Source organism: Achromobacter sp. EG18, assembly GCF_059759395.1.
The window spans coordinates 1,574,370-1,598,683 of record NZ_CM186213.1 but is presented as its reverse complement, the minus strand read 5'-3'; the positions used below and the strand labels follow the sequence as shown (position 1 = coordinate 1,598,683).

The window sequence follows — 24,314 nt, the reverse complement described above, 5'->3', positions numbered from 1 at the left end:
GAAGTCTTGACAATGCCATCAAGAATTGACATTGACGATAAAAAAAATTGACAATCGGCTGCGGGCGCCGCGTTGCAATGAAGGAATGCCGGCCGCCCCTGGAGACTCGACATGGACACGAAAGCGCTGACCCTGCTGGTGGAGATCCTGGACGCCGGCAACCTGAGCGAAGCCGCGCGCCGCCTGAAGATGACGCGGGCCAACGTCAGCTATCACCTGACCCAGCTGGAGCGCGCCGTCGGCATGCAGTTGCTGCGGCGCACCACGCGCCACGTCGAGCCCACCGAAATCGGACTCAAGCTGTACCAGCATGGCCGCAGCATCCAGGACGAGCTGGCGGCCGCGCGCGAAGCGGTCGAGACCCTGGGCAAGACGCCGCAGGGCAAGGTGCGGCTCAGCGTGCCCAGCGGCTATGGCCAGTTCGTGATGACGCCGTGGCTGCTGGAATTCAAGCGCGCCTATCCCGACATCGTGCTGGACGTGCTGTTCGAGAACAGCGTCGACGACCTGCTTCGCGACGAGGTCGACATCGCCGTGCGCATCATGTCCGAGCCGCCGCACAATCTGGTGGCGCGCGAACTGGGCCAGGTGCGTTACGTGGCCTGCGCCTCGCCCGCCTTCGTGCGCGAACGCGGCCTGCCTGACAAGCCGGCCGAGCTGGCGCGACTGCCCGTCATCAGCGCCGCCGTCATCGGCCGGCCGCTGCGGTTGTCGGCGTACTACGGCGGCCAGCCGCGCCAGCACGTGGTGCTGGAACCCACCATCATCTCGCGCAACTACGCCTTCCTGCGCGACGCCATGCTGGCCGGGCTGGGCATCGGCGTGGTGCCGGACTACGTGGTGCACGACGACATCGCGCGCGGCGATTTGATCGCCGCCTTGCCGCATTGGCGACTCAGCATCTTTGGCCGTGCGATGTACATGCTGTATATGCCCAACCGCCACCATCCCCGCGCCATCGCGATGATGATCGAGTTCATCCAGCAGCGTGCCCAGGCCGCGCATGAAGGGCGGCCCGGACTGCTGGGCGCGGCATAGGTCCGGCCCGCTGGCTATCATCGGCGTCCCCGTCCCAGGATGCCGCCATGTCGGACGCCGATTGGAGTTTTCTCGCGTCCGCCCGGCGCCATGGGGGGCATCACCCTCCGCGCGAAAGTTTGACAAAAAGAAACATAATGATAAAAATGCCGACCATTCCCGCGCGCCGTCCTGGCGGGAAGCCTCGGACCAGGGACGGGCGGCGTTGACCGCCGCCTGATCGCCACGCCGGGGCAGGCGTTGTTCCGATCCATTGCGGGCCTTTTCTTGCGGAGCAAGTATGGCTTTCGTGTTCATGCGCCGGCGTGGGGCCGGCCTGCGGCGGCGGCAACGCGCCGCCTTGCGGTGGGGCATGTTGGGACTGGCGGGCCTGTTGGCGGGATGCGCAGGGGGCGAGCCGCGCATCGGCGATGCCTACACCGTGCATACCCCGATCTACGCGGACAACCGCATCTTCTATCTCAAGCCCGGCAGCAACGAGCGCGCCCGCGTGCTGGAGCAGACCGGCGCGCCGGCCACCACGCAGGACGAGCGCCAGCTGGCGGTGCCGGCCAACGCACCGCTGTCGATCATGATGCGCTCGGTCGAGATCCCGGCGCTCAAGGACGCCGCCGGCAGGAAGACCGCCGGCGTCGACGGCCCGGCCGACTACGTGGTGATCCTGGACGTCGCGGCCCGCGACGACGGCAGCAACCAGTCCATCGTGGTCTGGTACCAGCGCGGCGTGCAGCCGGACCAGTCCCTGAACTTCTCGAACCTGCTGGTCTACTACGTGCAGCGCTGGGACGAGCGCGTGGCGCCGTCGTTCCGCCTGCGCGTGATGGACGTCACCACCGAGCGCAACGCCGAGACGCTGCGTGCCCTGCAACGCGCGCAGGGCGTGGCCAACGGCGCCGCCAGCCTGGCCAACAATCCGCTGGTGTCACCGTTGGTGGGCGTGGCCTTCACCGCCGCCGAACTGGTGCTGGCGAACCAGCGCAACCGCATGGTGCTGGACTACAGCGTGCAGCTCTATTCGCAGTCGGCGGTGAGCCAGGCGGCCGGATCCAACCTGGGGCTGCTCAAGCAGGGCACCTACGTGGTGGTGGGACGGCCCGAGGGCGACTCCCGCGCATTCTGGGACAAATCGCTGGTCTACAACACGCGCACCAACCAGGTGTTCGATGGGGCGACGCCGCTGAACGTGCCGACGGCGCTGGTGTCGGTCGGCACCTTCGAAAGCATCGTGCCCAAATCGGTGCTGGAGAAGTCGGTGGCCCTGACCTCGCTACTGGGCAAGGTCGGCACCAGCGCTTCGATCGAGCAGGTCAGCGACGCGCAAGAGCGGCTGCAGGCGGCGTTGACGGCGTACACGCTGGGCGAGCGGCTGGCGCGCTATCGGGATGAACAGACGCTGACCGAGATTTCCGAGAAACTGAATGACGAGGAGTTTCCCAAGGCGCTTGGCAGCGAGGAAGCGTTTCTGTTGCTGCGCGGCCTGAATGCCTGCTACCGGCTGCAACCGCCGCTGGCGGACCTGGACGCGTTCCTGACTCACTACGCCACCCCGGGGGGCAAGAAATGCGCCGCGCGATCCTAGCATTGCGACACACGGAGGGCGCCGGCATGCTGCGCTTGCTGCCTCGCTGGCTGTTGCCGGCGCTGGCCGCGGTGCTGTTCGGGGGCTGTGCGTCCTCTCCCGGTCCGGCCCGCAACCCGGCGGCGGCGCCCGCCGGCGGCTATGATGCCATGTCGATGCCGGCCCCGCCCCCCGCCGATCTGGCGGCGCCGTGGTCCTTTCCCGTCGCGTCCCTGCCGAGGCTGTTTTCGCACCGCGTGATGGTGCCGCCGCTGCAATTGACGCAGATCGACCTGGGCGCGAAGACGCCGACACTGCAGGCGGCCATGCGCCGCTTCGCCGAAGCCGCGCCGGCCGCGCTGGCGCAACGCGGCCTGTTCGATGCGCACAGCTACCTGGAACCGAACGAAGGCTGGCTGACCTTGATCGCCAGTTCGCAGGGCGTCGACTGGGTGTTCGGGGTGCAGTTCACGGTGGACGGCGGCGGCCGCACCCTGACGCTGCGTCTGCGCACCGCGGGCGCCGCCAATATCGGCAATCCCCAGGCGAAGAAAATGGACCAACACATCGGCACACTGGTGACCCTGGTGCCGGCCCTGTTCGCCGATTGACAGGCGCCACGCCGGGGCCTCTGGTATAAGGTCGAGGGTCCCGCCATCATGGCGGGACCCTCGACCCATCGAAAGGGAATCGCCCGTGCCGCATCCGCTGACCGCCCGACGCCTGCTAGCCCTGGCCGCGACGCAATTCACCCGGCAGGTTCCCGGCCTGTTCGCCGCCGCGCCGCTGGCTTTCGTGCTGTTCGCGCTGTCGCTGCCGGGGGCGCTGCTGCTGGGCCAGCTCGACGGCCGTCTCGATGGCTGGTTCATGCTGGCCGGCGCCATCAACCTGCTGGCGCTGGCCCGCCTGGCGCTGGCCTGGCAGCGCCGGCTGGCCCGGGCCTCCGACATCAAGCCGGCCGCCGCGTTGGGGCGCATCGATGGCGCGTATGTGCGGGTGCTGGCGCTGCTGGTGCTGGCCTGCTGCGCCATCGCGGCCCTGAAAGCGGTGAGCCTGACGCTGGGGCTGGCCCTTTACTTCAAGCTGCCGGGCGTCTCCAGCACCGTGTTCCTTGCCATCGCGCTGCTGGCATGGCTGGCGCTGTGGCTGCCGGTGATGTATTGGCTGGGGGCCTGGTCCCTGAGCCTGCCGCGGGCCGCGCTGACCGATCGGTATGGCCTGGCCCGCTCGCGCCAGGCGCTGCGTGGCCGGGTCTGGCCGTTCGCGGGGCTCCTGCTGTTGCTGACCGGCATCACCGAGGTGACGGGCGTGGCGCTGCGCAAATCGGTGCTGCTGCGTTGGCCGCAGGCGATTGCGACGGCGGGCGGCGGCCTGGTGATCACGCTGGTTCTGGTCCTGTTCTTCGCCATCCTGTGCGGCACGGCGTACCGCGAGCGCGCCGAGGCCTGAGCGGGCGCCAGGGCGCCGCCCGACAAGATCAACGCAACATCGGCAGGCTGCCCGTCAGGGCATTGACCCAGCGCCGCGGGCCGGCCAGGCCCACGCCCAGCAGGGGCTGGTCGCGATGCGAAGTCTGGCGATGCCGGGCCCAGTATTCGGCGGCCTCGTGGATCTCGCGCGCATAGGCCGGAAACAGCGTCATGCCGGCGTCGCCCGGCATGGGCAGGGACAGCCGCTCGCGCAGTTGCGCCATGCGCGCTTCGTCGGCCGTCAGCACGATGATGGGCAGGTGCGAGATCGCCGACGACAGCATGCCATCGGCATCGCGCAGGGCTTGGCCGGCCCAGTTGGGCTGCCGCGCCACCAGTCCGGCCGCCAGGCAGGCCGCGGCGTTGGCGGCCTGGCCGGCGCCCAGGCCCGCCGCCAGCACGATCACGACTTTTTCCGGCGCGGCGGCGGCAAGAGGGGCGGACGGTTCGGGCATGGCGGACTCCTGGACAAAAGGCGTTATCTTCCACCGTGCCGCGGACGCCGTCTTGAACGCCTGTGAACGCGGGCGACGACTCGCGCTACCGTTGCCGCGCCAGGGCGCTGGCGCCGGCGTACACCGCCGCCGCGCCCAGTTCGCGCTCGATGCGCAGCAGGCGGTTGTACTTGGCGGTGCGGTCGGCGCGCGACAGCGAGCCGGTCTTGATCATGCCGCAATTGGCCGCCACCGCCAGGTCGGCGATGCTGGTGTCCTCGGTTTCGCCGGAACGGTGCGACATGACCACGCCGTAGCCGGCGCGCCGCGCCAGCGCCAGCACCCGCCAGGTTTCGCTGAGCGTGCCGATCTGGTTGATCTTGACCAGGATGGCGTTGCCGATGCCCTGTTCGATGCCGGCCTGGAACAACCGCGGATTGGTGCAGAACACGTCGTCGCCCACCAACTGGCAGGCGCCGCCCAGCGTCGCGCCCAGCACCTTCCAGCCGACCGCGTCGTCTTCGGCCATGCCGTCCTCGATCGACACGATGGGGTAGTCGCGCGCCAGGCCGGCCAGGTATTGCACCTGCTGCTCGGCCGTGCGCAGCAGGTTCTCGCCCTGATAGCGGTAGCCGTCGGCGCCGTGGAATTCGCTGGCGGCCGGATCCAGCGCCAGCGCGACGTCGACGCCCGGACGCAGTCCGGCGCGTTCGATCGCCGCCATGATGAAGTCCAGCGCCTCGGGCGCGTTGCGCAGCGTCGGCGCGAAGCCGCCTTCGTCGCCGACGTTGACGCTGTGGCCCGCGGCCTTGAGCGCGTGGCGCAGGGTGTGGAACACCTCCGCGCCCATGCGCAGCGCTTCGCGGAAGCTGTCCGCGCCCACCGGCAGGATCATGAACTCCTGGAAGTCGAGCGGATTATCGGCATGCGCGCCGCCGTTGATGATGTTGATCATCGGCACCGGCAGTGTCTGGGCCTGCACCCCGCCCACATGGCGCCACAACGGCAGGCCCTGGCTGGCGGCCGCGGCGTGCGCCACCGCGAGCGATACGCCGAGTAGCGCGTTGGCGCCCAGCCGGCTTTTGTCGGGCGTGCCGTCCAGCTCGATCATGGCCTGGTCGATGCGGGCCTGCTGGTCGGCCGGCAGGCCCAGCAGCGCCGCGCGCAGTTCGCCGTTGACCGCGCCGACGGCTCCGAGCACGCCCTTGCCGAGGTAGCGGGCGCCGTCGCCGTCGCGCCGTTCCAGCGCCTCGCGCTTGCCGGTGGAGGCGCCCGAGGGCACCAGCGCCAGGCCGCGGGCGCCATCGTCCAGGCGGACCTCGACTTCGACGGTGGGATTGCCGCGGCTGTCCAGCGCTTCGTGGGCGGCGAGATGGGTGATGTGCATGGGAGGCTCCGGAATGTCAGGAAAATGGTCAGATGATTCAAGCAAGGGCCCGGCCAGGAGAGGCGCTGGGTCGCATCCGTCCGCCGTCTCATCGCGGACGACCAGGCCCGGAAAGCTACGGTGAATGTTCGATGACGACGCCGCCATGCTAAAAACGGAGCCACGATCCGACAATGCAGTTTTTCTGCGGATAGGTCAGTTTTCCTGACGAATGAATCTGATGCGCCAATTGCCACCCTTGTCCGCCGTCCGCGCCTTCGAAGCCGTCGCCCGCAGCGGCTCGGTCACGCGCGCCGCCGAGGAACTCTGCCGCAGCCACGGCGCCGTCAGCCGCCACTTGCGCCTGTTGCAGGAACACGCCGGCGCGGCGTTGTTCGAGAAGGACGGCACCGGCCTGCGCCTGACGCCCGCCGGCGCCACCTTCTACACGTCGGTGCGCGCCGCCTTCGACCAGCTGGAAAACGCCTACGAGCGGCTGGCGCGCGAAGCGCAGGCGCCGGGGCTGCACGTGGCCTGCAGCGCCACCTTCGCCATGCGTTGGCTGGTGCCGCAACTGGCCGTGTTCTACCGCAGGCATCCCGAGATCCGCATCCGCCTGTCGATGACCTCGGCGCGCGAGATGCGCAACGAGGGCGCCGACCTGATCCTGGCCTGGGACCTGTCCGGCTATGCCGAGGCCGACCGGGCCCGGGCGCTGGCGTTGGCGCCCGTGCATTTCGGCGCGGTCTGCACGCCGGCCTATGCGCGCCGCAAGCCCGCCACGCGCGCCCGCATCGCGCATGAATACACCGCCAGCGCCTGGAACCAATGGGAGGCCATCACCGGGCAACCGGCGGCGCGGGGCGACACGCTGGCGTTCCCGCACACCCACCTGTGCATCGAGGCGGCCTTGTCGGGCCTGGGCGTGGCGCTGGTCGAGCGGCGCCTGATCGCGCGTGAACTGCACGACGGCCTGCTGGTGGCGCCCCATGGCTTCGTGCCTTTCGAAGGCGGCCTGCGCGCGGTGCCGGCCGCCGGCCGCGCGCGCACCGCCCACGCCGATGCCTTCATCGCCTGGCTGCGCGGCGCGCTGGCCGAGGCCGGCGACTGAGGCAGCGACGCAACGGGCTTGGTATGCTGGACGCGCATTCCCGCCGGAGACCCCATGACCGATACGCCGCAGTCCGCCAGTCCGTCCGCCAAGGCGTTCGTCACGCGCTCGGCGCTGGCCTCGCAGGCGCGCCGCACGCAGCTGCGGCGCATGAAGATCGCCGCGCTGGCCCTGCTGGTGGCCATGATCAGCGGTTTCATCACCAGCCATCTGATGGGCGGGCAGGGCGCCTGGGCCTGGGTACGGGCTTTCTGCGAGGCCGCCACGGTTGGGGCGCTGGCGGACTGGTTCGCGGTGGTGGCGCTGTTTCGCCGGCCGATGGGGCTGCCCATTCCGCATACCGCCATCATCCCCAGCAACAAGGATCGCATCGGCGACAACCTGGCGGTGTTCGTGCGCGACCACTTCCTCGATCCGGACACCTTGATGGACAAGCTGCGCGGCTTCGACCCGGCCGCGCGCCTGTCGCGCTGGCTGGCGCGGCCGAAGCAGGCGCATGCGCTCAGCGACGGCGCGCGGCGGGTGGCGTTGCAGACACTGGACCTGTTGGACGACCACGCCGTGCGCGGCGTGATCCAGGAATTCGTGGTGAAGAACCTGCGGCGCTGGGACGCGGCCGGCACCGCTGGCGAGGTGCTGGGCCTGCTGACCCGCGACGGCCGCCACCAGGAATTGCTGGACGCCGCCATGGAGCGGCTGGGCGGCTACCTGGGCGACGAGGACGTCAAAGAGCGCGCTTCGGCGCTGCTGGTCAAGTTCGCGCGCAAGGAATGGCCGCGCATCATCAAGGCGGTGGACGTCATCGCCTCGGTCGAGGGCATCGCCGACAACCTGGCCGACCGGCTGGCGCGCGCGCTGGTGCAGGAACTGCGCGACGTGCTGTCGGAGCCCGACCATCCGGTGCGGCGCGACTACGAGGCCTGGGTGCTGGACTACATCGCGCGCCTGCGCACCGACCCGGCGCTGGCCGCCCAGGTGGAAGCCATGAAGCAGCGCGCCATCGACCACCCCAAGGTGCAGGAATACGTGCAGGGCCTGTGGGACGACATCCACGCCGCGCTGCGGCGCGACCTGAGCGACGAGCATTCGGCGCTGGCCGCGCACCTGGAAAGCGCCTTGCTGGCGCTGGCGCGCAAGCTGGGCGAAGACGCGGACCTGCGCGAGGCCGTCAACAGCCATGTGCTGGGCGCGGCGCGGCGCCTGACCGGACGGCTGCGCATCGGTGTCACCGAGCACATTTCGCGCACCGTCAAGCTGTGGGACGAGCGCCATCTGGTCGACGAACTGGAGCTGAGCGTGGGGCGCGACCTGCAATACATCCGCTTCAACGGCACGCTGGTGGGCGGCCTGATCGGCGTGCTGCTGCACGCGGCGGTGCTGCTGGCGACGGGCTAGTCATGCCGAGGCGGTCAAGCATCGCGGATTTGCGGACGTATCCGATGTATCAGGAACCAAGATTGCTGGCGAAGCGCCGTGGCGCGATGCTATTGTCTTTGGCAGTCTCCGGCCTGCCCTCGGGTTCCGGGGACGCCCGCCGCCCTTTCGGGCGGCCCGTATCACGCGCATCACTCCCAGGAGGCAAGTCCATGAAGAAATTCTCGATTCTCGTTGCAACGCTGGCGCTGGCCGGCGGCTCGGCTGTTGCCCAGGCCGAGAGCGTCACGATGTCATTCCTGAACGACGACGGCTCCGTGGGCAAGAGCGCCGGTACCGTCGCGCTGGAGCAGACCAAGGAAGGCCTGAAGTTCACGCCCGACCTCAAAGGGCTGCCGCCCGGCGAGCACGGCTTCCACGTGCATGAAAAAGGCTCGTGCGAATCGACCACCGTCGACGGCAAGGTGATGCCGGGCGGCGCCGCGGGCGGCCACCTCGATCCGCAAAACACCAAGGCCCACAAGGGCCCGCTGGCCACCGATGGCCATCTGGGCGACCTGCCGTTCATCACCGTGGCGGCCGACGGCTCCGCCAAGACCGCCGTGGTGGCGCCGCGCCTGAAGCTGGCCGACGTCAAGCAGCGCGCCCTGATGATCCACGTGGGCGCCGACAACTACAGCGATACCCCCAAGCCGCTGGGCGGCGGAGGCGGCCGCATGATCTGCGGCGTGATCAAGTAAGCGGCACGCCCCAGGCAAGGCGCGCGGCGGGCCGGGCAGGCCGGACCGCGCTACACGGTGCCGTTGCGGCCGTGCTCGCGGTAGCCCGGCCGCTCGGCCAACCGGTCGTAATAGGCGGCCACCGCCGGCAGGTCGGGTCGCAGCGCATCGTCCAGCGGCGTCTGGAACCACCGGTTCACCGACAGGCCGACGGCGACGTCGGCCAGCGTGAACGCCTCGCCGGCCACATAGGCGCCGGTTTCGCGCAGGCGCCGTTCCAGTATCCCCATGAAACGCCCCCACTCGCGGCTGGATGCCGCGATGGCGGCCGCGTCCTGGTGCGCGGGCGACTGCCGCGCCAGCGCCATGAAGGCATAGCTCCACGAACGGTTCAGGTCGCTCGCCTGCCAGTCCAGCCATTGGTCGACTCCGGCGCGGCGGCGCGCCTCGGCCGGATACAGGTCCGGATTGCGCGCGCCACCGTACTGGTTGGCCAGGTAGCGGATGATGCTGTTGGACTCCCACAGCACGAAATCGCCGTCTCGCAGCACCGGCACCATGGCGTTCGGATTCAACGCCAGGAAGGCGGGTTCGCTGGTGGCGCGAAAGCCCGAGCCCCAGTCCTCGCGCGCGAATGGCAGATCCAGTTCGACGCAGGTCCACAGCACTTTGCGGACGTTGATGGAAGTAGCTTTTCCGAGAATGTTCAGCATGGCGGAAGCGACGCGGACGTGGGCGTGGGGAAGCCGGGGCGGGCCCTCAGGCCCGCGCTTGGCGGCCCCCCAGTCTATCGGCCATCGCAGGCCGGCAACAGATACAGATCGGTCCTTGCGCGTGCGCAACAGATTGGTCGGACCGTCACGCGAGCCGCCACCGTCCCGCGTCAGCCCGTCACCGGCTCCGGCTGGCTTCGCAGCCGCGGCACCGGCGAGGCCGCCAGCACCACGAACTGCGCCGCGAAGCCGGCGCTCGACACCCACAGCCAGGCCTCCAGCCCCAGGCGCGAAGCCAAGGCCGCGCCGATCAGCGCGCCCACCGGCCGCGCGCCGAAGGTGGCGGTGAGGATCACGGCGGACACCCGCCCCAGCAACGCATTGGGCGTGATGGCCTGGCGCAGCGTGGTGGTGGCGATGGTCCACAATATCGGCCCGGCGCCGAACAGGAAGAAGCCCGCCGCGGCCCACAGGCCAGACGGCAGGGCCAGCGTCGACAGCAGGATCAGGCTGGCCGCCAGCGCGCACAGCGGGCCGGCCGCGATCAGGGCGCCGAACGACAGCCGTCCGGCCAGCCAGGGCGCCGCCAGCGCGCCGGCCAGCATGCCCGCGCCGTACACCCCCAGCGTGATGCCGACCCCGGCCGCGCCCAGTCCCAGCCGTTCCACCGCGTACACCACATAGACCGCCTGCAGCACGAACCAGGCGAGGTTGAAGAACACCGCCGTGACCAGCACCGGCCGCAGCAGCGGGTGGCCCGTCACGAAGGCCGCGCCATCGCGCAATTCATGCCACAGGTGGCGCCGCGCGGCGGCGCGCGGCGCTTGCGGCGGCAGGCCGGCCAGCAGGCCCGCGGCCAGCAGCGACAGCAGCGTCGCCAGGCCGTAGGCCGCGGCCGCGCCGATGCCGCCGACCAGCGCGCCGCCCAGCGCCGGCCCGGCGGAAAAGGCCGCACTGCGCGCCAGTTCCAGCCAGCGGTTGGCCTGGCCCAGGGCAGGGGCGGGCACCAGCGTCGGCACCAGCGCTGGCGCGGCGACGTTGTAGGCCACGGTGCCTACCGCGCCCAGGAAGCCCAGCGCCGCCAGCCAGCCCAGGTTCAGGCCGCCCAGCGCCAGCAACGCCAGCAGGGCCAGCAGGCTGGCGGCGCGCACGCATTCGGCGCTGGTCATCAGGGTGCGGCGCGGCAGGCGGTCGGCCAGCACGCCGGCGGGCAGCGACAGCAGCAGGAACGGCAGGGTCTGCGCCGTCTGCAGGTAGCCGGTCTGGGCGGCCGTGGCGCCCAGCGCCAGCACGGCCACCAGCGGCGCGGCGGCCAGGGCGATCTGTTCGGAGAATTGGGCGGCCAGGTTGGAACTGGCGAGCCGGCGGAAGGCCGGGGGCAGGGCGGACATGGGGCGACGGGCGGCGGGGCCGCAAGAACGGCAAGGGCCCGATCATGACCGGGCCCCGCGCGTGTCGCACTCCGTTAATTGCCGTCGCCGGCCTGGTGCGTCAGGGGATCGGCGGATAGTCGCCGAAGCCGTCCGGCCAGGACGTCAGGACCTCGTAGCCGGTGTCGGTGACGACCACCATGTGTTCCCACTGCGCCGACAGCGAACGGTCCTTGGTGACCACGGTCCAGCCATCGGGCAACTGCTTGGTCTGCGGCTTGCCGGCGTTGATCATGGGTTCGATGGTGAACATCATGCCCGGCTGCAGCACCAGGCCTTCGCCGGGACGGCCATAGTGCAGCACCTGCGGTTCGTCGTGGTAGATCTGGCCAATGCCGTGGCCACAGTATTCGCGCACGATGCTGAAGTGCTCGCGGTGCGCCACCGTCTGGATGGCATGGCCGATGTCGCCCAGCGTGGCGCCGGGCTTGACCGCCATGATGCCGGCGCGCATCGCTTCGTAGGTGGTGTTCACCAGGCGCCGCGCCAGCGGGCTGGGCTGGCCGACGTAGTACATGCGGCTGGTGTCGCCGTACCAGCCGTCCTTGATGACGGCCACGTCGATGTTGAGGATGTCGCCGTTCTTGAGCACCTTGGCCGACGGGATGCCGTGGCAGATGACATGATTGACCGAGGCGCAGACGGTCTTGGGAAAGCCGTGGTAGCCGACGTTGGCCGGAATCGCCTTCTGCACATTGACGATGTAGTCGTGGCAGATGCGGTCGAGTTCGTCGGTGGTGACGCCGGGGCGCACGTGCTCGGCGATCATGTGCAGTACCTCCGCCGCCAGGGCGCCGGCCTGGCGGGCCATGGCGATGTCGGCGGCGGACTTGATGGAGACCTTGCGCGCCATTTACGCGGCCTCCTGCTGGCCGGTGGACGCCTGTCCCTGGGACAGGGCGGCGATGCTGAACCCTTCCGCCTGCTCGATGCGGATCAGCAGCTGGCAGATGTCGGCGTGGCGCAGCTCGGGGTAGAGCTCGGACAGCATGCCGATGCGCATCCAGTGTTCGGCCTGCGAGTTGATCGAGCGGCTCAGCGCGCTGCTGGCCACGCGCAGGTTCTCGTGCATCTGCTCGGAAATCTTGACGATACCCATAGGGAGCGTTCCATATATGGTTTGTATATGGAACGTATGGTATCGCACCTGCGGGGACGGGTGCAACCCGTCACCCGCGCGGCAGGGTCATGCGGCCTGGGCGGCGGGGCTTTTCTCCAGCAGGTCCATCGCGTCCAGCTGCCGGTAACGGGCCGGGTAGATCGAGCGGGCGTAGTTCTCGCAAGGCGTGCCCTGGGTGGCGACGGCCATCACCACGAATTCGGCGAAATCCTCGGGTGGGCCGGCCTTGGCGTAGTCCGACGGGAAATTGCCGTCCGATTTGGCCGCGGCGCCCCAGGCCTTCATGTCGACACGGGCGTTGTTGGCGTAGCTGTGGGCCAGCTCGTGCAGCACGGCGTGGTCGATCACGGCCTGCTCGCCCGGCATGCTGTAGAGCGTGATGCGCGAGAACATCGTCTCGCCCACGGTGTGGACCTCGCGGGTGGGATCGGCCCAGGGCGGGCCTTTCACCCATTGCGCGTCGAGCCGCTTGACGCTGTCGTCCACCGACATGCCCTTGGCGATGGTGATCTGCAGGTCGCGCCCCTGCAGCAGCGCCTTGGGCGCCACGCCCAGGCTCTTGGCGACCTGCTCGGGCTGCGGCTGCGGTTCCTCGGTCAGGCGTTCGCTGATCTCGTGGGGCGAGCGCTGCAGCAGGTCGCCGGTCCACAGCGGCTTGCGCGGTTCCAGCACCACGGGCACGCGCTGGCCGGCCGGCCAGGCTTCATACATGACCAGTTTGTCATCGCCCGCGCGCGCCAGCGCGGCCGGCGGCTTGTAGGCCGACGGTCCGGTCAGCCTGACCGGGGCGCGCTTGGCGTCGAACATGGCTTCGGTGAGCTTGAGGGTGTCCTGGACCTGGGCGCATTGCTGCGGCGCCTCGTCGGCCGCCACCGGCACCACCGCGGCCAGTGCCGCCGGCGCGCCGGCCTGCAGCGCCTGCGGCGCATCGTTCACGCCGCCACCGGCGCCATCGCCGCCGCCGTGCTCCAACTGGTAGAACTGCTGGCTGGCGATGAGGGTGGCGCCGCAGGAGGTCTTCATGCCTTCCAGCGCGGTGCGGCGATCGGAACTGACGCTTTGCACGCCTTCGACGATGGTGTGCTGGCCGGCGCACTTGGGGCAGGTGACGCGGTCGCCGACGCGCGCCATGGGCTGGCCAAAGATCTGCACGGACTCGTCTCCGGTGACGACCACGCCGCCATGCGAGGTGCGGTCACCCTTGCGTATTACGGATCGCTGCGCCATGGCCGTCCGTTGCTCCCAAACGATGGTTATTTATGCTTACAGATAGGTGCCGTCCGGCGCCATGCGGGGCGTGCCCACGACGAAGCTGCCGTCGGGCGCCATGCGCACCGGGCCGCCGCCGCCCAGATAGCGGCCATCCGGCGCGCGCTGTGGGGTGCCCGCGACGTAGGTGCCGTCGGGCGCGCGGGTGATGGGCCCGCCGTCGCCGACATAGGTGCCGTCCGGGCAGCGCCGCGGCGCGCCATTGATGAAGCGGCCATTGGGCATCATGTGAAAGGACTTGTTCATCGCGACTCCCTGTTTTTGGAGAGCTTGCATGATAGCGATGGTCCCTGATGCGTTTTGTAATAGGGCGTGTCATGTTCCAACGTAACGCGGTTACAGATATGGGATCATCGCTGCTTTGCCGCCGGGCCGCGCGCCGCTTGCGCAAGGCCCGCCATCCGCAACGACCCAAGAAACTATGAGCGATATCGACGCACTGTTGCAGCCCATTGCGGGCGAGGCGCCTTGTGGCGCCGACATGGTCTTTTCGGCCGAATTCGACGCCATCCGCGAGGCCCGCCGCCACGATGACCCGCACCTGGACCAGGGCGACTGGGTCATCGACATCAAGGAGGCCGACTGGCCGCAGGTGATCCGCATCTGCACCGAGGTGCTGACCGAGCGCAGCAAGGACGTGCGCGTGGCCGCCTGGCTGGCCGAAGCCTGGGCCAAGACGCGCGGCTTCGCCGGCCTGCGCGACGGCTTCCTGCTGGTGGACGGCCTGTGTCGGCGCTATTGGGACGGCCTGCACCCGGTGCCGGACGAGGGCGACGTGCAGCAGCGCGTGGGCAACCTGGCGTGGCTGCTGTCGCGGTCGCAGCAGCTGGTGCGGGAACTGCCCTTGACGCAGTCCGAGGGCGGGCGTTTCGGCGCGGTGCTGTGGGACAGCGCCACGCAATTGGCCAACGCCATCAAGCGCGCGCCGCAGAACGCCGCCGACCTGACCCGCGGCAAGGTTACGCTCGACCAGTTCGACGCCGCGCGCCGCGATACGCCGCCGGCGTTCTATTCCGAACTCGAAAGCCAGTTGCAGGGCTGCTTTGGCGCGGTCGACGTGCTCGAGCGGACCTTGACCGAACGCCTGGGCGAGGAAGGCCCGGCTTTCACGCCGCTGCGCACCGCCCTGAAGGACGTGACCGAGCTGGCGCACCGCTTTGCCCGCGAGGCCGGCCTGCTGGTGCGGGCCGACTTGGCGCCGCCGGCCGCCCAGGCCACGCCGCCCGCCGGCGCGGCCGTCACCCGCATGGAGCCTACCTTGACCGCCGTCGACCTGCCTTCCACCGCGCCGCTGGCGGCCACGCGTGGCCCGCTGCAAACGCGCGACCAGGCCCTGGCGCAGTTGCGCGAAGTGGCCGAGTTCTTCCGCCGCACCGAGCCGCACAGCCCGGTGGCCTACCTGGCCGACAAGGCGGCCAGCTGGGGCGAGATGTCGCTGCACCTGTGGCTGCGCACGGTGCTCAAGAACAACGACGCCCTGTCCGGGCTGGAAGAGTTGCTGGGCGTTCCCAAGGCGCCCGAGAACAACGGCTGAAAGCGGGGCCCGGCGATGGCCGCAAGGGCCATCGCGGCCCGCGGCATTGGGCGCGCGACGGCGCGCGCCCAGCGGCAGCCGCGCGCCGGCTAGCGGCTGGCGCGGAATTCGATGCGGCGGTTCTTGGCGCGGCCCTCGGCGGTGGCGTTGGTGGCCACCGGCTGGTCCGGGCCCGCGCCCAGCGTCTCGAAACGTCCGGGCGGCAGGCCTTTGTCCACCAGATAGGCGCGGACCGCGTCGGCGCGCGCCTGGCTCAGCGCCAGGTTGGTGCTGCGGCTGCCGGAGCTGTCGGTGTGACCGATGATCTGCACCTTGTCGCTGTGCAGCTTCGGGATGACGTCGGCCACCTGGTCGAGCAGTTCGCGTCCGCGCGCCGTCAGCGTGGCGCTGCCGGTCTCGAATTCCACCACGCGGTTGGTCAGCACCTTGTCGAGCAGGCCTTGTTCGTCCTTGCCGGCGGCCACGCGCAGGCCGTTGACGATCTTGTAGGTCGGGTTGAGCGAGGTGGCGAAGGTGCTGGCGATCTGCTGGCGCGAGGCTTCGTTCTGCACTTCGCCGAGCAGGCGGATCTGGGTGCCGTCGACTTCCAGCTGGCCGCGATTGATCTGCTTGAGCGGCTGGCCGATCAGCTTGCCCACGTGTTCGGACCAGTTGGGCGGCGCCACCACGCCGCCGACCTCGATCTGGTCGATGACGTTGCCCACCCCGTAGACCTGTTGCAGCCGGGCCAGCACGTCGGCCTTGGTGGCCTCGTCTGGCACGGCGCCGCTGGCCACGACCTGGCCGGGCTGCGGAATGACGTTGGCGGGGACGACGGTGGCCGCGTCCTGCGCCGCCGCGGCGCATGAGAACAGCGCCGCCATGATCAGGAGAGAGACGCGCATGGTCAGGCTCCGGTGAAGACTTCGAGATAGGTGTCGAGCGCCATGCGCAGGGACAGCCGGGGTTGGTCCAGGTAGCTGGAAAGCTTGGCCAGGCCGTGGCTGGCCGACACGTGGTCGCGCACCCAGGGCGCGTCTTCCAGCACGATGTGCTGCTCGGCGAAGGCCTGCGGCGTGGACAGCAGGCTGGCCAGCGTCTGCGGCGAGGCGCCGCGAAAGCCCGCCACCAGGCGATGCTTGCCGCCGATGCGGCCGATGAACACGGTGATCTCGAAATCCGCGCGCGCCAGGAACGGCGCGATCAGCGTCATCCAGTACGAGGCCACCAGGTTGATATAGAGCGGATCGTCCGGCAGCGGCAGCGCCAGCCCGCGATCGAGCTGCGACGAGCCGCTGGACATGACCGGTTCGAGCAGGATGCCCAGCGCCAGGATGATGTCGTGGACGTTGGCCGCGTGGCCATTGCCGCGCAGCATGGTTTGCAGCCGCTCGACGCTTTGCAGGTCGACGAAGGCATCGAAACCGTCGTCGGCCTCGGTGCGGATCTCGCCTTCGAGTTCGTTCAGCGTCTGCAGCGCCGGGCCGGGGTCGGCGTCGGTCATCAGCAGCGCGGCGGCGCCGCTCATGCGGTTCCACAGCCGGCTGAAAGCCATCGGGCTGCGCGCGATGAAGGCCAGCGGCCGCTGCACTTCGACCGAGGTCGCCGACAGGAACGGAAAGCGCCGGCCCGACTGGTCGCGGCTGGGTTGCAGGTGGCCGGCGATGGCCAGCTTGCCGCGCGAGCCGAGAATGGCGAACGGCATCGGCTCGGCCTCGTCGTACAGCGTTTTCCAGTGCGGGTCCTGGGCCAGCAGCTCCATGGTGCTGGCGACCCAGCCGTCCAGCGTGCTCATCAGCTGCGGATGCGAGGTGTTCTTGACGAAGTCGCCGCGGGCCGGGATCTTGCCGAAGTAGGCCGTGCGGAACAGGGGGGACTGCAAGTTGCTCATTGCGGCGCTCCGGGTCGCGTCTGGGCGGAGGAGGATTCGGGGGATGCGCCCACCACGGAGGAGGGCAGGCGCAGGTTGCGCAGGCCCTGGCTGCCGCCGGGCTCGCTGCCGCCGGCGCCGGGCGCCTGGGCGTTGCTGATGATGCGCAGCTTGACCGGCACCGTCACGTTGGATTTGCCCCAGCTCATGTTGAAGCTGCCGTCGGCGTTGGCGGTGCGCTGGGCGGTCGCGATCAGGCGCTCCAGGCCGAAGCGTCCCGGTTCGTTGACGATCTCGACCACGCTGCCGTCGAAGGTGGTGGCGGTAATGCGCGCGCCGGGCGCGCCCTGGGCGTTGGGCCAGACGAAGTTGACCCACTGCGGCGGCGTGTTGCGGTAGCGCAGCTGCTGGCCGTCGATCTCGATGGTGTACTCGGTCACGCCCGAGGCCGGCTTGGGCTGGATCTGGAACAGCGTCTGCGGCTGGCTGGCCGAGCCTGCGCCCGCGCCGCCGGACAGCGGCGCCACCCACTGCGCGAAGTTGGCGGTGAAGGTCGGCTGCAGGCTGATGCCCATGTCGCCCCAGGTGCGCGCCGTCAGGATGTCGCCGCGGCGCACGGTCAGCGGGCCGAGGGTGTCGTTGACGTACTTGGCGATGCTGCCCTGCGGGCCGAACACCTGGCCGATCTCGTCGCTGCTGGCCTCGACGCTGGCGCGCGCGGCGAACGGATACTTTTCGGCCAGGGTCTGGTTGAAGGGCTGGTAGATCTGCGCGTTCCAGACCTTGTTCAACTCGCGTTCGGCCGGTTGCATGGCCACGGCGTAGGCCTGGATCAGCGGCCGCACCAGCAGCGGGCGCAGCGTCTCGCGTTGCGTCGCCGACAGGCCGGCCAGCATCTGCTCGTCGACCAGCTTGAGCGCGTCGGCCAGCTCCGAATCCTTGCCCTCCAGCGTCTGGCGCAGCAGCACCAGCGAGCCGGGGCCGGGGTCGCCCTGGTTGTTGAGCAGATTGAAGCGGGTGCGGATCTTGGACAGCGCGCCCATGTAGTTGCCCAGCAGCGACTGGTTCTCGCGCGTGACCACCAGGCGCGCCACGTCCGAGAACTCGCGGCCCACCGGACCCATCGGAATGGCTTCGCCGTTGGCGGTGGTGGCGGGCGTGGGCGCGGGCGGCGTCTGCCGCAGGATCACGCGCTTGAACCAGCCGACCACGCCGCTCTGCGCCTGCTGCAGGCCGGCGTTGACCAGCGACGGGTTGTCCCACGAGGTCTGTTCATAGGCCGTGTTGATGAGCTTGGCGATGGGCGAGGTCTGCGGGTCGCCCAGGCGGTTCATCGCGCCCACAGATTGCTCGAAGCTGGTGAAGGGCTTGATGGTCACGCCGCGCAGGAACTTCTGCCATTCCTGCGCGTACTCCGTCTTGTACATCGTCGCCAGGCTCTTCTGGATCTGTTCGGGGCTGCCGTCCAGGGTCAGGTCGTCGCGCGCGTTCACGCCCAGCACCCAGTCGCTGGTCTGCACTTCCTTCTTGGCGGCCTCGTTGATGGCGGGCTGGATGTACTGCTCCCAGGCCTCGCGGGTGAAGGTGCCGGGGATGGCGTAGCTGCCGGCCACCACGCCGGCGTCGTTCTCGCCGACGATGCGCGCCACCGTCATGGTCTGGAAGCGCGTGGCGGCGCGCGCCTTGAGCGTGGCGTAGGCGCGTTCGCGCGCCGGCATGCCCTGCATCACGGCGCGCAGGCTGGCGCGGGTCTTTTCCACCAGCGCCAGGTTGGTGTCGATCTGCGGCCAGCCGGCGTCGGGCGCGCGGCTGACGTAGAACGAGATCAGGCGTTCGGCGCTGCGGATCAGCTGGTCGCGCGGCATGGCGCCGCGGTTGGTCTCCAGCCAGCCGCGCCAGAAGCGCGTGATCTGGTCGGACAGGTGGGTGGGGTCGACGTGCTGGCGATTGGCCATCATCAGGTACGTCTTGAGCGCGTTGTAGGCGTCGTCGGCATTGGTCGGCGAGGCATCCTGGAACAGCGTGTCGCCGCCCGGGACGTGCGAGGCGCGCACCGCCTGCGGCGCCGGCTGCTGCGCGCCGCCGGCCGCCGCCGCGGCGCCGGACATGTCGACCTTGGCCAGGAAGTCCTCCAGGCTGGCCTTGACCGGGCTCAGCATGAACTGGCGCGCGCCGTTGTAGTACTCGGCCAGCAGGCGCTCCTTGAGCACGTCGCCCTGGTACAGGCCCAGGCCCAGCGACCACGGGCGGCTGGACGAATAGCGGTCCAGCTGCTCGATGCGGTCCTGCAGGATCTCCATGGCCTCCAGGCGGCTCTGCAGGTCGGTGCGCTCGCTTTGCAGGCGCACCACCTTGTCCAGGTCGGCCTGCACGTTCTGCGCCAGCTGGCGGTTGCCCAGGTATGACCAGCTCCAGCCGCCCAGCACCAGGCCCAGCGCCAGCACCAGGCCGAAGAAGGTCAGGTAGCGCATGCGGGTCTTGGCCGGGCTGGCGTGCTGGCGCACCAGTTTCTTGTCGGCGAAGATCACGCTGGAGAACAGGTCGCGCAGGAAGAAGCCGTTGTGCGAGGACACGTTGCGCGCCTGGCCGCGGGCGGCCGGGCGCAGGTCGAAGCGTTCGGCCAGCCGTTCGGTCGAGGTGCTTTGCGACACGCCTTCCTGCAGCGCGCTGGTGAAGTAGAAGCCGCGGAACACGGGCTTGTACTGGAACGGGTTGGTCTCGAACAGCGTCGACAGGAAGGTGCGCAGCGCCGGCTTGATGCCGGCGAATTCCAGCGGGAAGGTCAGCAGTCCCGGCGGCAGTTCGCGGTTGTTGCGCAGCGAGATCTGCGCCGTGCCCATTTCCTTGAGGCCTTCGTACAGTTCATCGAAGCGTTCGTCGAACAGGGCCAGCACGTCGCGGTTTTCTTCCGCGCCGTAGGGCAGGGTGGCGCCCCAGACGCGGTCGCGCTCGCGCTGGTCGCTGTCGGAGAAGAATTCGCTGAAGCCCGAGATCAGGTCGGCCTTGGTGAAGATGATGTAGACCGGCGCGAACACTTCCAGCCGGTCGGTCAGTTCCTGTACGCGCTGGCGCAGGTTCTTGGCCAGGTTGATGGCGAATTCCGGCCCGGCGCCGGTCAGCTCGTCGATGCTGGCGGCCACGATGATGCCGTTGATCGGCGCCTTGGGGCGATGGCGCTTGAGCAGGTCGAGAAAACCCATCCATTCGTTGCGGTCTTCCTCGTGCACCGAGTAGCGGCCGGCCGTGTCCAGCAGGATGCCTTCGGTGGTGAAGAACCAGTCGCAGTTGCGGGTGCCGCCCACGCCGCGCACCGCCGCGCCGTTCTTGTCGGCGAAGGGGAATTGCAGGCCGGAATTGATCACCGCGCTGCTCTTGCCCGCGGCGGGGTTGCCGATCACGATGTACCAGGGCAGTTCGTACAGCGCTTCGTTGCCCGACACCTGGCCGATCTTGGACGTCTTGATGGTGCGCACCGCCTGCACCAGGCGCGTGCGCAGCGCGTCCACGTCCCCGCGATTGGCGGCCGCGCTGCCCGTCTGCACCTGCTGCTCCAGCATGTCGCCCAGGTTCTTGTTGGCGCGGCGCGCGCGGCGCCGGCGCCACAGATAGGCGCACAGCCAGAGCAACAGGAATATTCCCAGCGCGATGCCGGCCCAGGCCAGGCCGATCTCGACGGTGTCGGCAAACAGGAACAGGAACACGACCAGGGCGATCAGGCCGATCGCCATGAACAGGCGCGGATTGCCGAGGGCGCGGGAGGTCCAATGGCGACCTTCGCTCAGGGCGCTGGAGATACCGGAAAAGAAACCTGAAGGGCTACGCATGATTCTGGCTTTTCTTATGGGGGTCAGGCGGAGGGGGAAGGGGACAGCAGCGCGAGCGTACGCAACATGGGGTCCTGGGTCATCACGGCGAGCACCGGCGCCTCGGCCTGGGCGCAGGCTTCAGCGGCGACCGACAACGTCAGCAGGTGCGCGGCGGCGCCGGTATAGCCGCAGGCGCCGCCGACCGCCAGGCAATCCTGGTTCGGGTCGAGGGTGGTGAACAGCGTGCTGGCCAGCCCCGCGGCTTCCAGCGGACGGCTGCCGCGATGGTCGGCGTCGCTGACCAGCGCGCGGATGTCCTGCGCGCGGCGTTCATGTTGCTCCAGGAAGCGGGTCGTCAGCTCGGCCAGCATCGGTTCGTTGGCGGCGCCGCGGTCATCGGCGCCGGTGGCGCGATGCGCCATGGGTGACAGCGTCAGCGCGAAGGCGCCCGCCGGCGGCGCGGCGGGCGCGCCATTGCCGGGCGTCGCGGGCGCGGCCAGGTTCAGGTCCAGCAGCAGGCCGGCGGCCGCTTCGCCGGGCACGCGCCCTTGCGGATTGCCGTTGCCGACCAGCAGGCCGCCGGCGTCCCATTCGCCCACCACGTGGCTGTCGATGAACGAATCGGCCGCGGCCACGATGCGCAGCGGCGCGCGGGCGGCCGTCGCTGGCTCCAGCGCCAGTTCGCGCAGCAGCCCGTCGCTGGCCAAGGCGTCGCGCGCCTCGTGCGGCCGCAGGCCCAGGCGCGCCGCGGGCCAGGCCGCGGCCTGCCGCGCCCGCGCCTGGGCGTGTTCGCGCGCGGCCGACGGCCATTGGGCCGGCAGCAGCAGTTCCAGCTGCAACAGGGGCCAGTCGTCGTCGCGCTCCGGCGTGCCGTGCTCCAGCACATGGGCGCGGGCATCGCGTGACAGAGTCTCGATCACTTCGCACAACAGGGCGGTGGCGCGCAGGCAGTCCTCGGTGCGCGCCGCCGCCGGCGTGTCGTCGGTTTCGGCGATCTCGCGCAGGGCATCGCTGTCCAGGTGCGCGGCACGGGCGCTGAAGACGGGATAGCCGCGCGCATTCTTGAGCGTTTCGTCCAGGTCCGGGCGCTGCTGTTTGGCCAGCGCGGCGTGGATGGCGGCGGGGTCGCTGCCGGGCGCGGCGCGCGCGGCGCCGGCCAGGGCCACCAGCCGGGTAATGGCGGGCGCCGCGGCGGACGTCGCGGCCGGTGCGTCGGCGGGGGCCGCGGCGGCGGCGGCACGGGCTTCGCGGCGCGCGCGCGCGATGCGCAGGCCGGCCCAGCCGGCCGCGATCAGCGCCAGCGGCAGCGCGAACAGGTACAGGCCGATGTCGAGCCCCGTGGGCAGCGTGCGCGATTCCTGCCACCAGATGATGACGGCCAGCCAGACCACACCGAAGACCAGGGCCAGCAGCAGGCCGGTTTTGAGAAAGCGGGTCATGTGGGTTCGTAGCGGTGGTCGGTTGTTCGAGTAAGCGTGAGGGGCAGGGTAGCGGCGCAAGATGATCGGATCATTGCGCGGCCCCCGTATCGCGGCGCATGACGCCCGGGCGGCGCAGCTCGGTGTGGCCGAAGTCCATCAGCTTCCAGCGTCCGCCCCAGGTCAGGCCGACGCGTTCGGCGGTTTCGCCGAACAGCTCGTAGCCGCGCATGGCCCACGGGTCCTTCTCGGAGACCACCACCTTGCCGTCGCGCAGGAACGCGCTGTCGGCGGCCAGCCCGTACTGGTGATAGCTCTGGTAGGCGCCGGCGTTGGTCACGTGCGAGCCTTTGCTCGCCAATTCCTCCTGGCGCTCGGGGCTGCGGTAGCCCTCGATCAACACCATTTCATAGCCATGTTCTTCGCGCATCACGCGGTAGGCCGCCAGCAGGCGCTGACGGTAGTCGGCGTCCAGCAGATTCCAGTCGCGGCTGGCGCCGCCCAGGTTGGGACGCACCAGTTCCACCTCGCGCGTGGTGAACACTTCGGGCGGCAGCGGTGGCGGCGGGACCAGCCGTTCGCCCGTCAACAGCGCCTGGATGCGCGGGTCCGGACCGGCCATCCGATCCTCGTAAATAAATGTGTGATTGTGTCGCATGACGAAAGCGAAAAGGGACGGAAGCAGCACCACCGCGAGCCCCGCGGCGATCTGCCAGCGGTACGCCGAAAACGTGTTGCCGGCCTTGCCGACGCCGGCGCGCACCACTTGCGCCGAGCCGCCCACCACGCCGCCCGCCTGCCCCGCGCCGCGCGCCACGCGGCGGCGTATTCCCTGTGCGAACGCGCGCGCGCCCCGCGCGGTCCCGGCCCTGAAAGACGGGAACACCAGCAGCGCGGAGACGCCGATCGCGAGCAGAAAATATAGGGGCAGTAGAAGTAGCAACGGTATCCCTCAATCACGAAGGCGTAATCTTTTGTTCTATTCGTGATTGAGGCAAGCGCCAGGGCGTTGCAGACAGCGTCGATGCTTTAGGAATCGTAACAAGATGCCGTGATCTAAAAGATGTCATCGGGTATTCTCGATCACCTTGGTTAATAGGGGCCGACCAAGCCCCTGCCGACACGGAACCTCGCATGGCAGAAGACGAAAAAAAATCGCGACCTCCGCCCGCCATTCCCAGCTTGCTGGCGGGGCGTTCATCCGCCGTGGATGAGCCGCAGTCGTCGCGCATTCTTGCCTCGCTCGAAGGCCGCGTGCCCGATGCCGAGGTCAAGCACCTGCCTGTCCGGCAACGTTCCAGGACGCCGCTGCTGGTGTTGCTGCTGCTGTTCCTGGGCGCCGCCGGCGCGGGACTGTGGGCGGTGTATGACACGGCGCAATTGCCGGTGGTGGTGGCGCGCGTGGATGGCGACGCGCCGCGCCCATCCCAGCCTCCGACCCAGACTCAGACCCAGGCGCCCGCCGCCAACGCGGGCGCTGCCGGTATGCCGGCAGCGCCGCGCGCGAGCATGCCCGCGAATGCCGATGCCGCGCCCTCGAATGCCGATGCCGCGCCCTCGAATGCCGCGGCCATCATCGACGATCATCCGTTGGCGCAACTGACCCGCCCGTCCGAGGCGGACGTGCCCAACCCGCTGGCCGCGCTGGCGGTGACGGCGGCCCCGCCCAAGCCTGCCTCCGCCACGCCGCGCGCGGCCACCGCCAAGGCCCCCGGCCCGGCCGCGGCGCCGCGCGGCGAGCGCGCGCGAGACGGCGCGCTGATCGCGGCGGCCACGCCGGCCGCCACTTCGAAGACCGCGCCGGCGCGCGGCAAGGCGGCGCCCCGCAACGACAGCGACGCCGCCCTGCTGGCGACCCTGATGTCGTATGGCCTGCCGCCCGCGTCGCCGCCGGGCACGAAGGTCTACAAGACCGACGGTATCTTCATCCGCGAGCTGCCGGGGTCGCCGCTGTCGGCGCGCCTGGCGGAATGCCGCAAGCTTGGCTTTCTTGAAAGCGAACAATGCCGCCTGCGCGTTTGCGCGGGCCACTGGGGCACTGCTCCGGAATGTCCCAATGCGCAAGCTCACATCGAGCCGTGAGCGCGCCTGACCTAGGTTTTCCCG

At 69.7% G+C, this 24,314-nt stretch carries 22 protein-coding genes; 9 read left to right on the top strand and 13 right to left on the bottom strand.

Going from position 1 to position 24,314, the window contains the following annotated elements; all coding sequences use genetic code 11:
* Positions 1-111 precede the first annotated feature (111 nt).
* From AC6CR5_RS07395 to AC6CR5_RS07380, 4 genes are all read left to right on the top strand, one after another.
* Positions 112-1,038, top strand: a complete 927-nt coding sequence (locus tag AC6CR5_RS07395) for a LysR family transcriptional regulator (RefSeq protein ID WP_020928059.1) — start codon at positions 112-114, stop codon at positions 1,036-1,038.
* A gap of 280 nt (positions 1,039-1,318) precedes the next feature.
* Positions 1,319-2,617, top strand: a complete 1,299-nt coding sequence (locus AC6CR5_RS07390) for a hypothetical protein (RefSeq protein WP_026384849.1) — start codon at positions 1,319-1,321, stop codon at positions 2,615-2,617.
* A 26-nt stretch (positions 2,618-2,643) separates the two neighbouring features.
* Positions 2,644-3,207, top strand: coding sequence for a hypothetical protein (locus AC6CR5_RS07385; RefSeq protein WP_498085428.1), 564 nt, complete (start codon positions 2,644-2,646; stop codon positions 3,205-3,207).
* Positions 3,208-3,292: 85 nt separating this feature from the next.
* Complete coding sequence (locus AC6CR5_RS07380) at positions 3,293-4,045, top strand: hypothetical protein (protein ID WP_020928056.1); 753 nt, start codon at positions 3,293-3,295, stop codon at positions 4,043-4,045.
* Between the two features lie 28 nt (positions 4,046-4,073).
* Here the strand turns inward: AC6CR5_RS07380 and AC6CR5_RS07375 are convergent, their stop codons facing one another.
* Both AC6CR5_RS07375 and eno read right to left on the bottom strand, forming a co-directional pair.
* Positions 4,074-4,520, bottom strand: a complete 447-nt coding sequence (locus tag AC6CR5_RS07375) for a DUF2000 family protein (protein ID WP_200221413.1) — start codon at positions 4,518-4,520, stop codon at positions 4,074-4,076.
* Positions 4,521-4,605: 85 nt separating this feature from the next.
* Positions 4,606-5,886, bottom strand: coding sequence for a phosphopyruvate hydratase (gene eno, locus AC6CR5_RS07370; RefSeq protein WP_020928054.1), 1,281 nt, complete (start codon positions 5,884-5,886; stop codon positions 4,606-4,608).
* A gap of 220 nt (positions 5,887-6,106) precedes the next feature.
* On the opposite strand from eno, the gene AC6CR5_RS07365 reads away from it, so the two are divergent.
* From AC6CR5_RS07365 to sodC, 3 genes are all read left to right on the top strand, one after another.
* Positions 6,107-6,976: a LysR substrate-binding domain-containing protein gene (locus AC6CR5_RS07365; protein ID WP_047991631.1), complete on the top strand. Its 870-nt coding sequence runs from the start codon at positions 6,107-6,109 to the stop codon at positions 6,974-6,976.
* 150 nt (positions 6,977-7,126) lie between these two features.
* A complete protein-coding gene (locus AC6CR5_RS07360) occupies positions 7,127-8,371 on the top strand; it encodes a DUF445 domain-containing protein (protein WP_109433421.1) in 1,245 nt (414 codons plus the stop codon).
* Positions 8,372-8,562: 191 nt separating this feature from the next.
* Positions 8,563-9,090: a superoxide dismutase family protein gene (sodC, locus tag AC6CR5_RS07355; RefSeq protein ID WP_049055431.1), complete on the top strand. Its 528-nt coding sequence runs from the start codon at positions 8,563-8,565 to the stop codon at positions 9,088-9,090.
* A 50-nt stretch (positions 9,091-9,140) separates the two neighbouring features.
* Here sodC and AC6CR5_RS07350 read toward each other — a convergent pair whose 3' ends face one another.
* From AC6CR5_RS07350 to AC6CR5_RS07325, 6 genes are all read right to left on the bottom strand, one after another.
* Positions 9,141-9,782, bottom strand: a complete 642-nt coding sequence (locus AC6CR5_RS07350; protein ID WP_047991010.1) for a glutathione S-transferase family protein — start codon at positions 9,780-9,782, stop codon at positions 9,141-9,143.
* 170 nt (positions 9,783-9,952) lie between these two features.
* On the bottom strand, positions 9,953-11,173 hold the full coding sequence (locus AC6CR5_RS07345) for an MFS transporter (RefSeq protein ID WP_498085427.1): 1,221 nt from the start codon (positions 11,171-11,173) through the stop codon (positions 9,953-9,955).
* 100 nt (positions 11,174-11,273) lie between these two features.
* Positions 11,274-12,065, bottom strand: coding sequence for a type I methionyl aminopeptidase (gene map / locus AC6CR5_RS07340; RefSeq protein WP_006385162.1), 792 nt, complete (start codon positions 12,063-12,065; stop codon positions 11,274-11,276).
* Positions 12,066-12,311 (bottom strand): ParD-like family protein, encoded by a 246-nt coding sequence (locus AC6CR5_RS07335; RefSeq protein WP_006385163.1) that lies wholly within the window; start codon positions 12,309-12,311, stop codon positions 12,066-12,068.
* Positions 12,312-12,398: 87 nt separating this feature from the next.
* On the bottom strand, positions 12,399-13,559 hold the full coding sequence (locus AC6CR5_RS07330; protein ID WP_223203189.1) for a PAAR domain-containing protein: 1,161 nt from the start codon (positions 13,557-13,559) through the stop codon (positions 12,399-12,401).
* A 36-nt stretch (positions 13,560-13,595) separates the two neighbouring features.
* Entirely contained in the window at positions 13,596-13,847 is a 252-nt protein-coding gene (locus AC6CR5_RS07325; RefSeq protein ID WP_020928047.1) for a hypothetical protein, read from the bottom strand.
* Between the two features lie 175 nt (positions 13,848-14,022).
* Here AC6CR5_RS07325 and tssA point away from each other — a divergent pair, with 175 nt between their 5' ends.
* The gene (tssA, locus tag AC6CR5_RS07320) at positions 14,023-15,135 is read left to right on the top strand and encodes a type VI secretion system protein TssA (protein ID WP_024069126.1); all 1,113 of its coding nucleotides are present in this window, start codon (positions 14,023-14,025) and stop codon (positions 15,133-15,135) included.
* A gap of 89 nt (positions 15,136-15,224) precedes the next feature.
* On the opposite strand, the gene AC6CR5_RS07315 is transcribed toward tssA, so the two are convergent.
* The 5 genes from AC6CR5_RS07315 to AC6CR5_RS07295 all read right to left on the bottom strand — a co-directional run bounded on the left by AC6CR5_RS07315 (position 15,225) and on the right by AC6CR5_RS07295 (position 23,151).
* The gene (locus AC6CR5_RS07315; RefSeq protein ID WP_020928045.1) at positions 15,225-16,019 is read right to left on the bottom strand and encodes an OmpA family protein; all 795 of its coding nucleotides are present in this window, start codon (positions 16,017-16,019) and stop codon (positions 15,225-15,227) included.
* A gap of 2 nt (positions 16,020-16,021) precedes the next feature.
* Positions 16,022-17,005 carry a type VI secretion system-associated protein TagF gene (tagF, locus tag AC6CR5_RS07310; protein ID WP_006385166.1) on the bottom strand — a complete coding sequence of 328 codons (984 nt, stop codon included), beginning with the start codon at positions 17,003-17,005 and terminating at the stop codon, positions 16,022-16,024.
* Positions 17,002-20,712, bottom strand: a complete 3,711-nt coding sequence (gene tssM / locus AC6CR5_RS07305; protein WP_045953190.1) for a type VI secretion system membrane subunit TssM — start codon at positions 20,710-20,712, stop codon at positions 17,002-17,004. The genes tagF and tssM overlap by 4 nt, the downstream gene beginning before the upstream one ends.
* A 119-nt stretch (positions 20,713-20,831) precedes the next feature.
* Positions 20,832-22,229: a hypothetical protein gene (locus tag AC6CR5_RS07300; RefSeq protein WP_070668538.1), complete on the bottom strand. Its 1,398-nt coding sequence runs from the start codon at positions 22,227-22,229 to the stop codon at positions 20,832-20,834.
* Between the two features lie 70 nt (positions 22,230-22,299).
* Entirely contained in the window at positions 22,300-23,151 is an 852-nt protein-coding gene (locus tag AC6CR5_RS07295) for a M15 family metallopeptidase (protein ID WP_026382340.1), read from the bottom strand.
* Positions 23,152-23,342: 191 nt separating this feature from the next.
* Between AC6CR5_RS07295 and AC6CR5_RS07290 the strand changes: the two genes are divergently transcribed.
* Positions 23,343-24,290: a hypothetical protein gene (locus AC6CR5_RS07290; RefSeq protein WP_498085426.1), complete on the top strand. Its 948-nt coding sequence runs from the start codon at positions 23,343-23,345 to the stop codon at positions 24,288-24,290.
* Positions 24,291-24,314 lie beyond the last annotated feature (24 nt).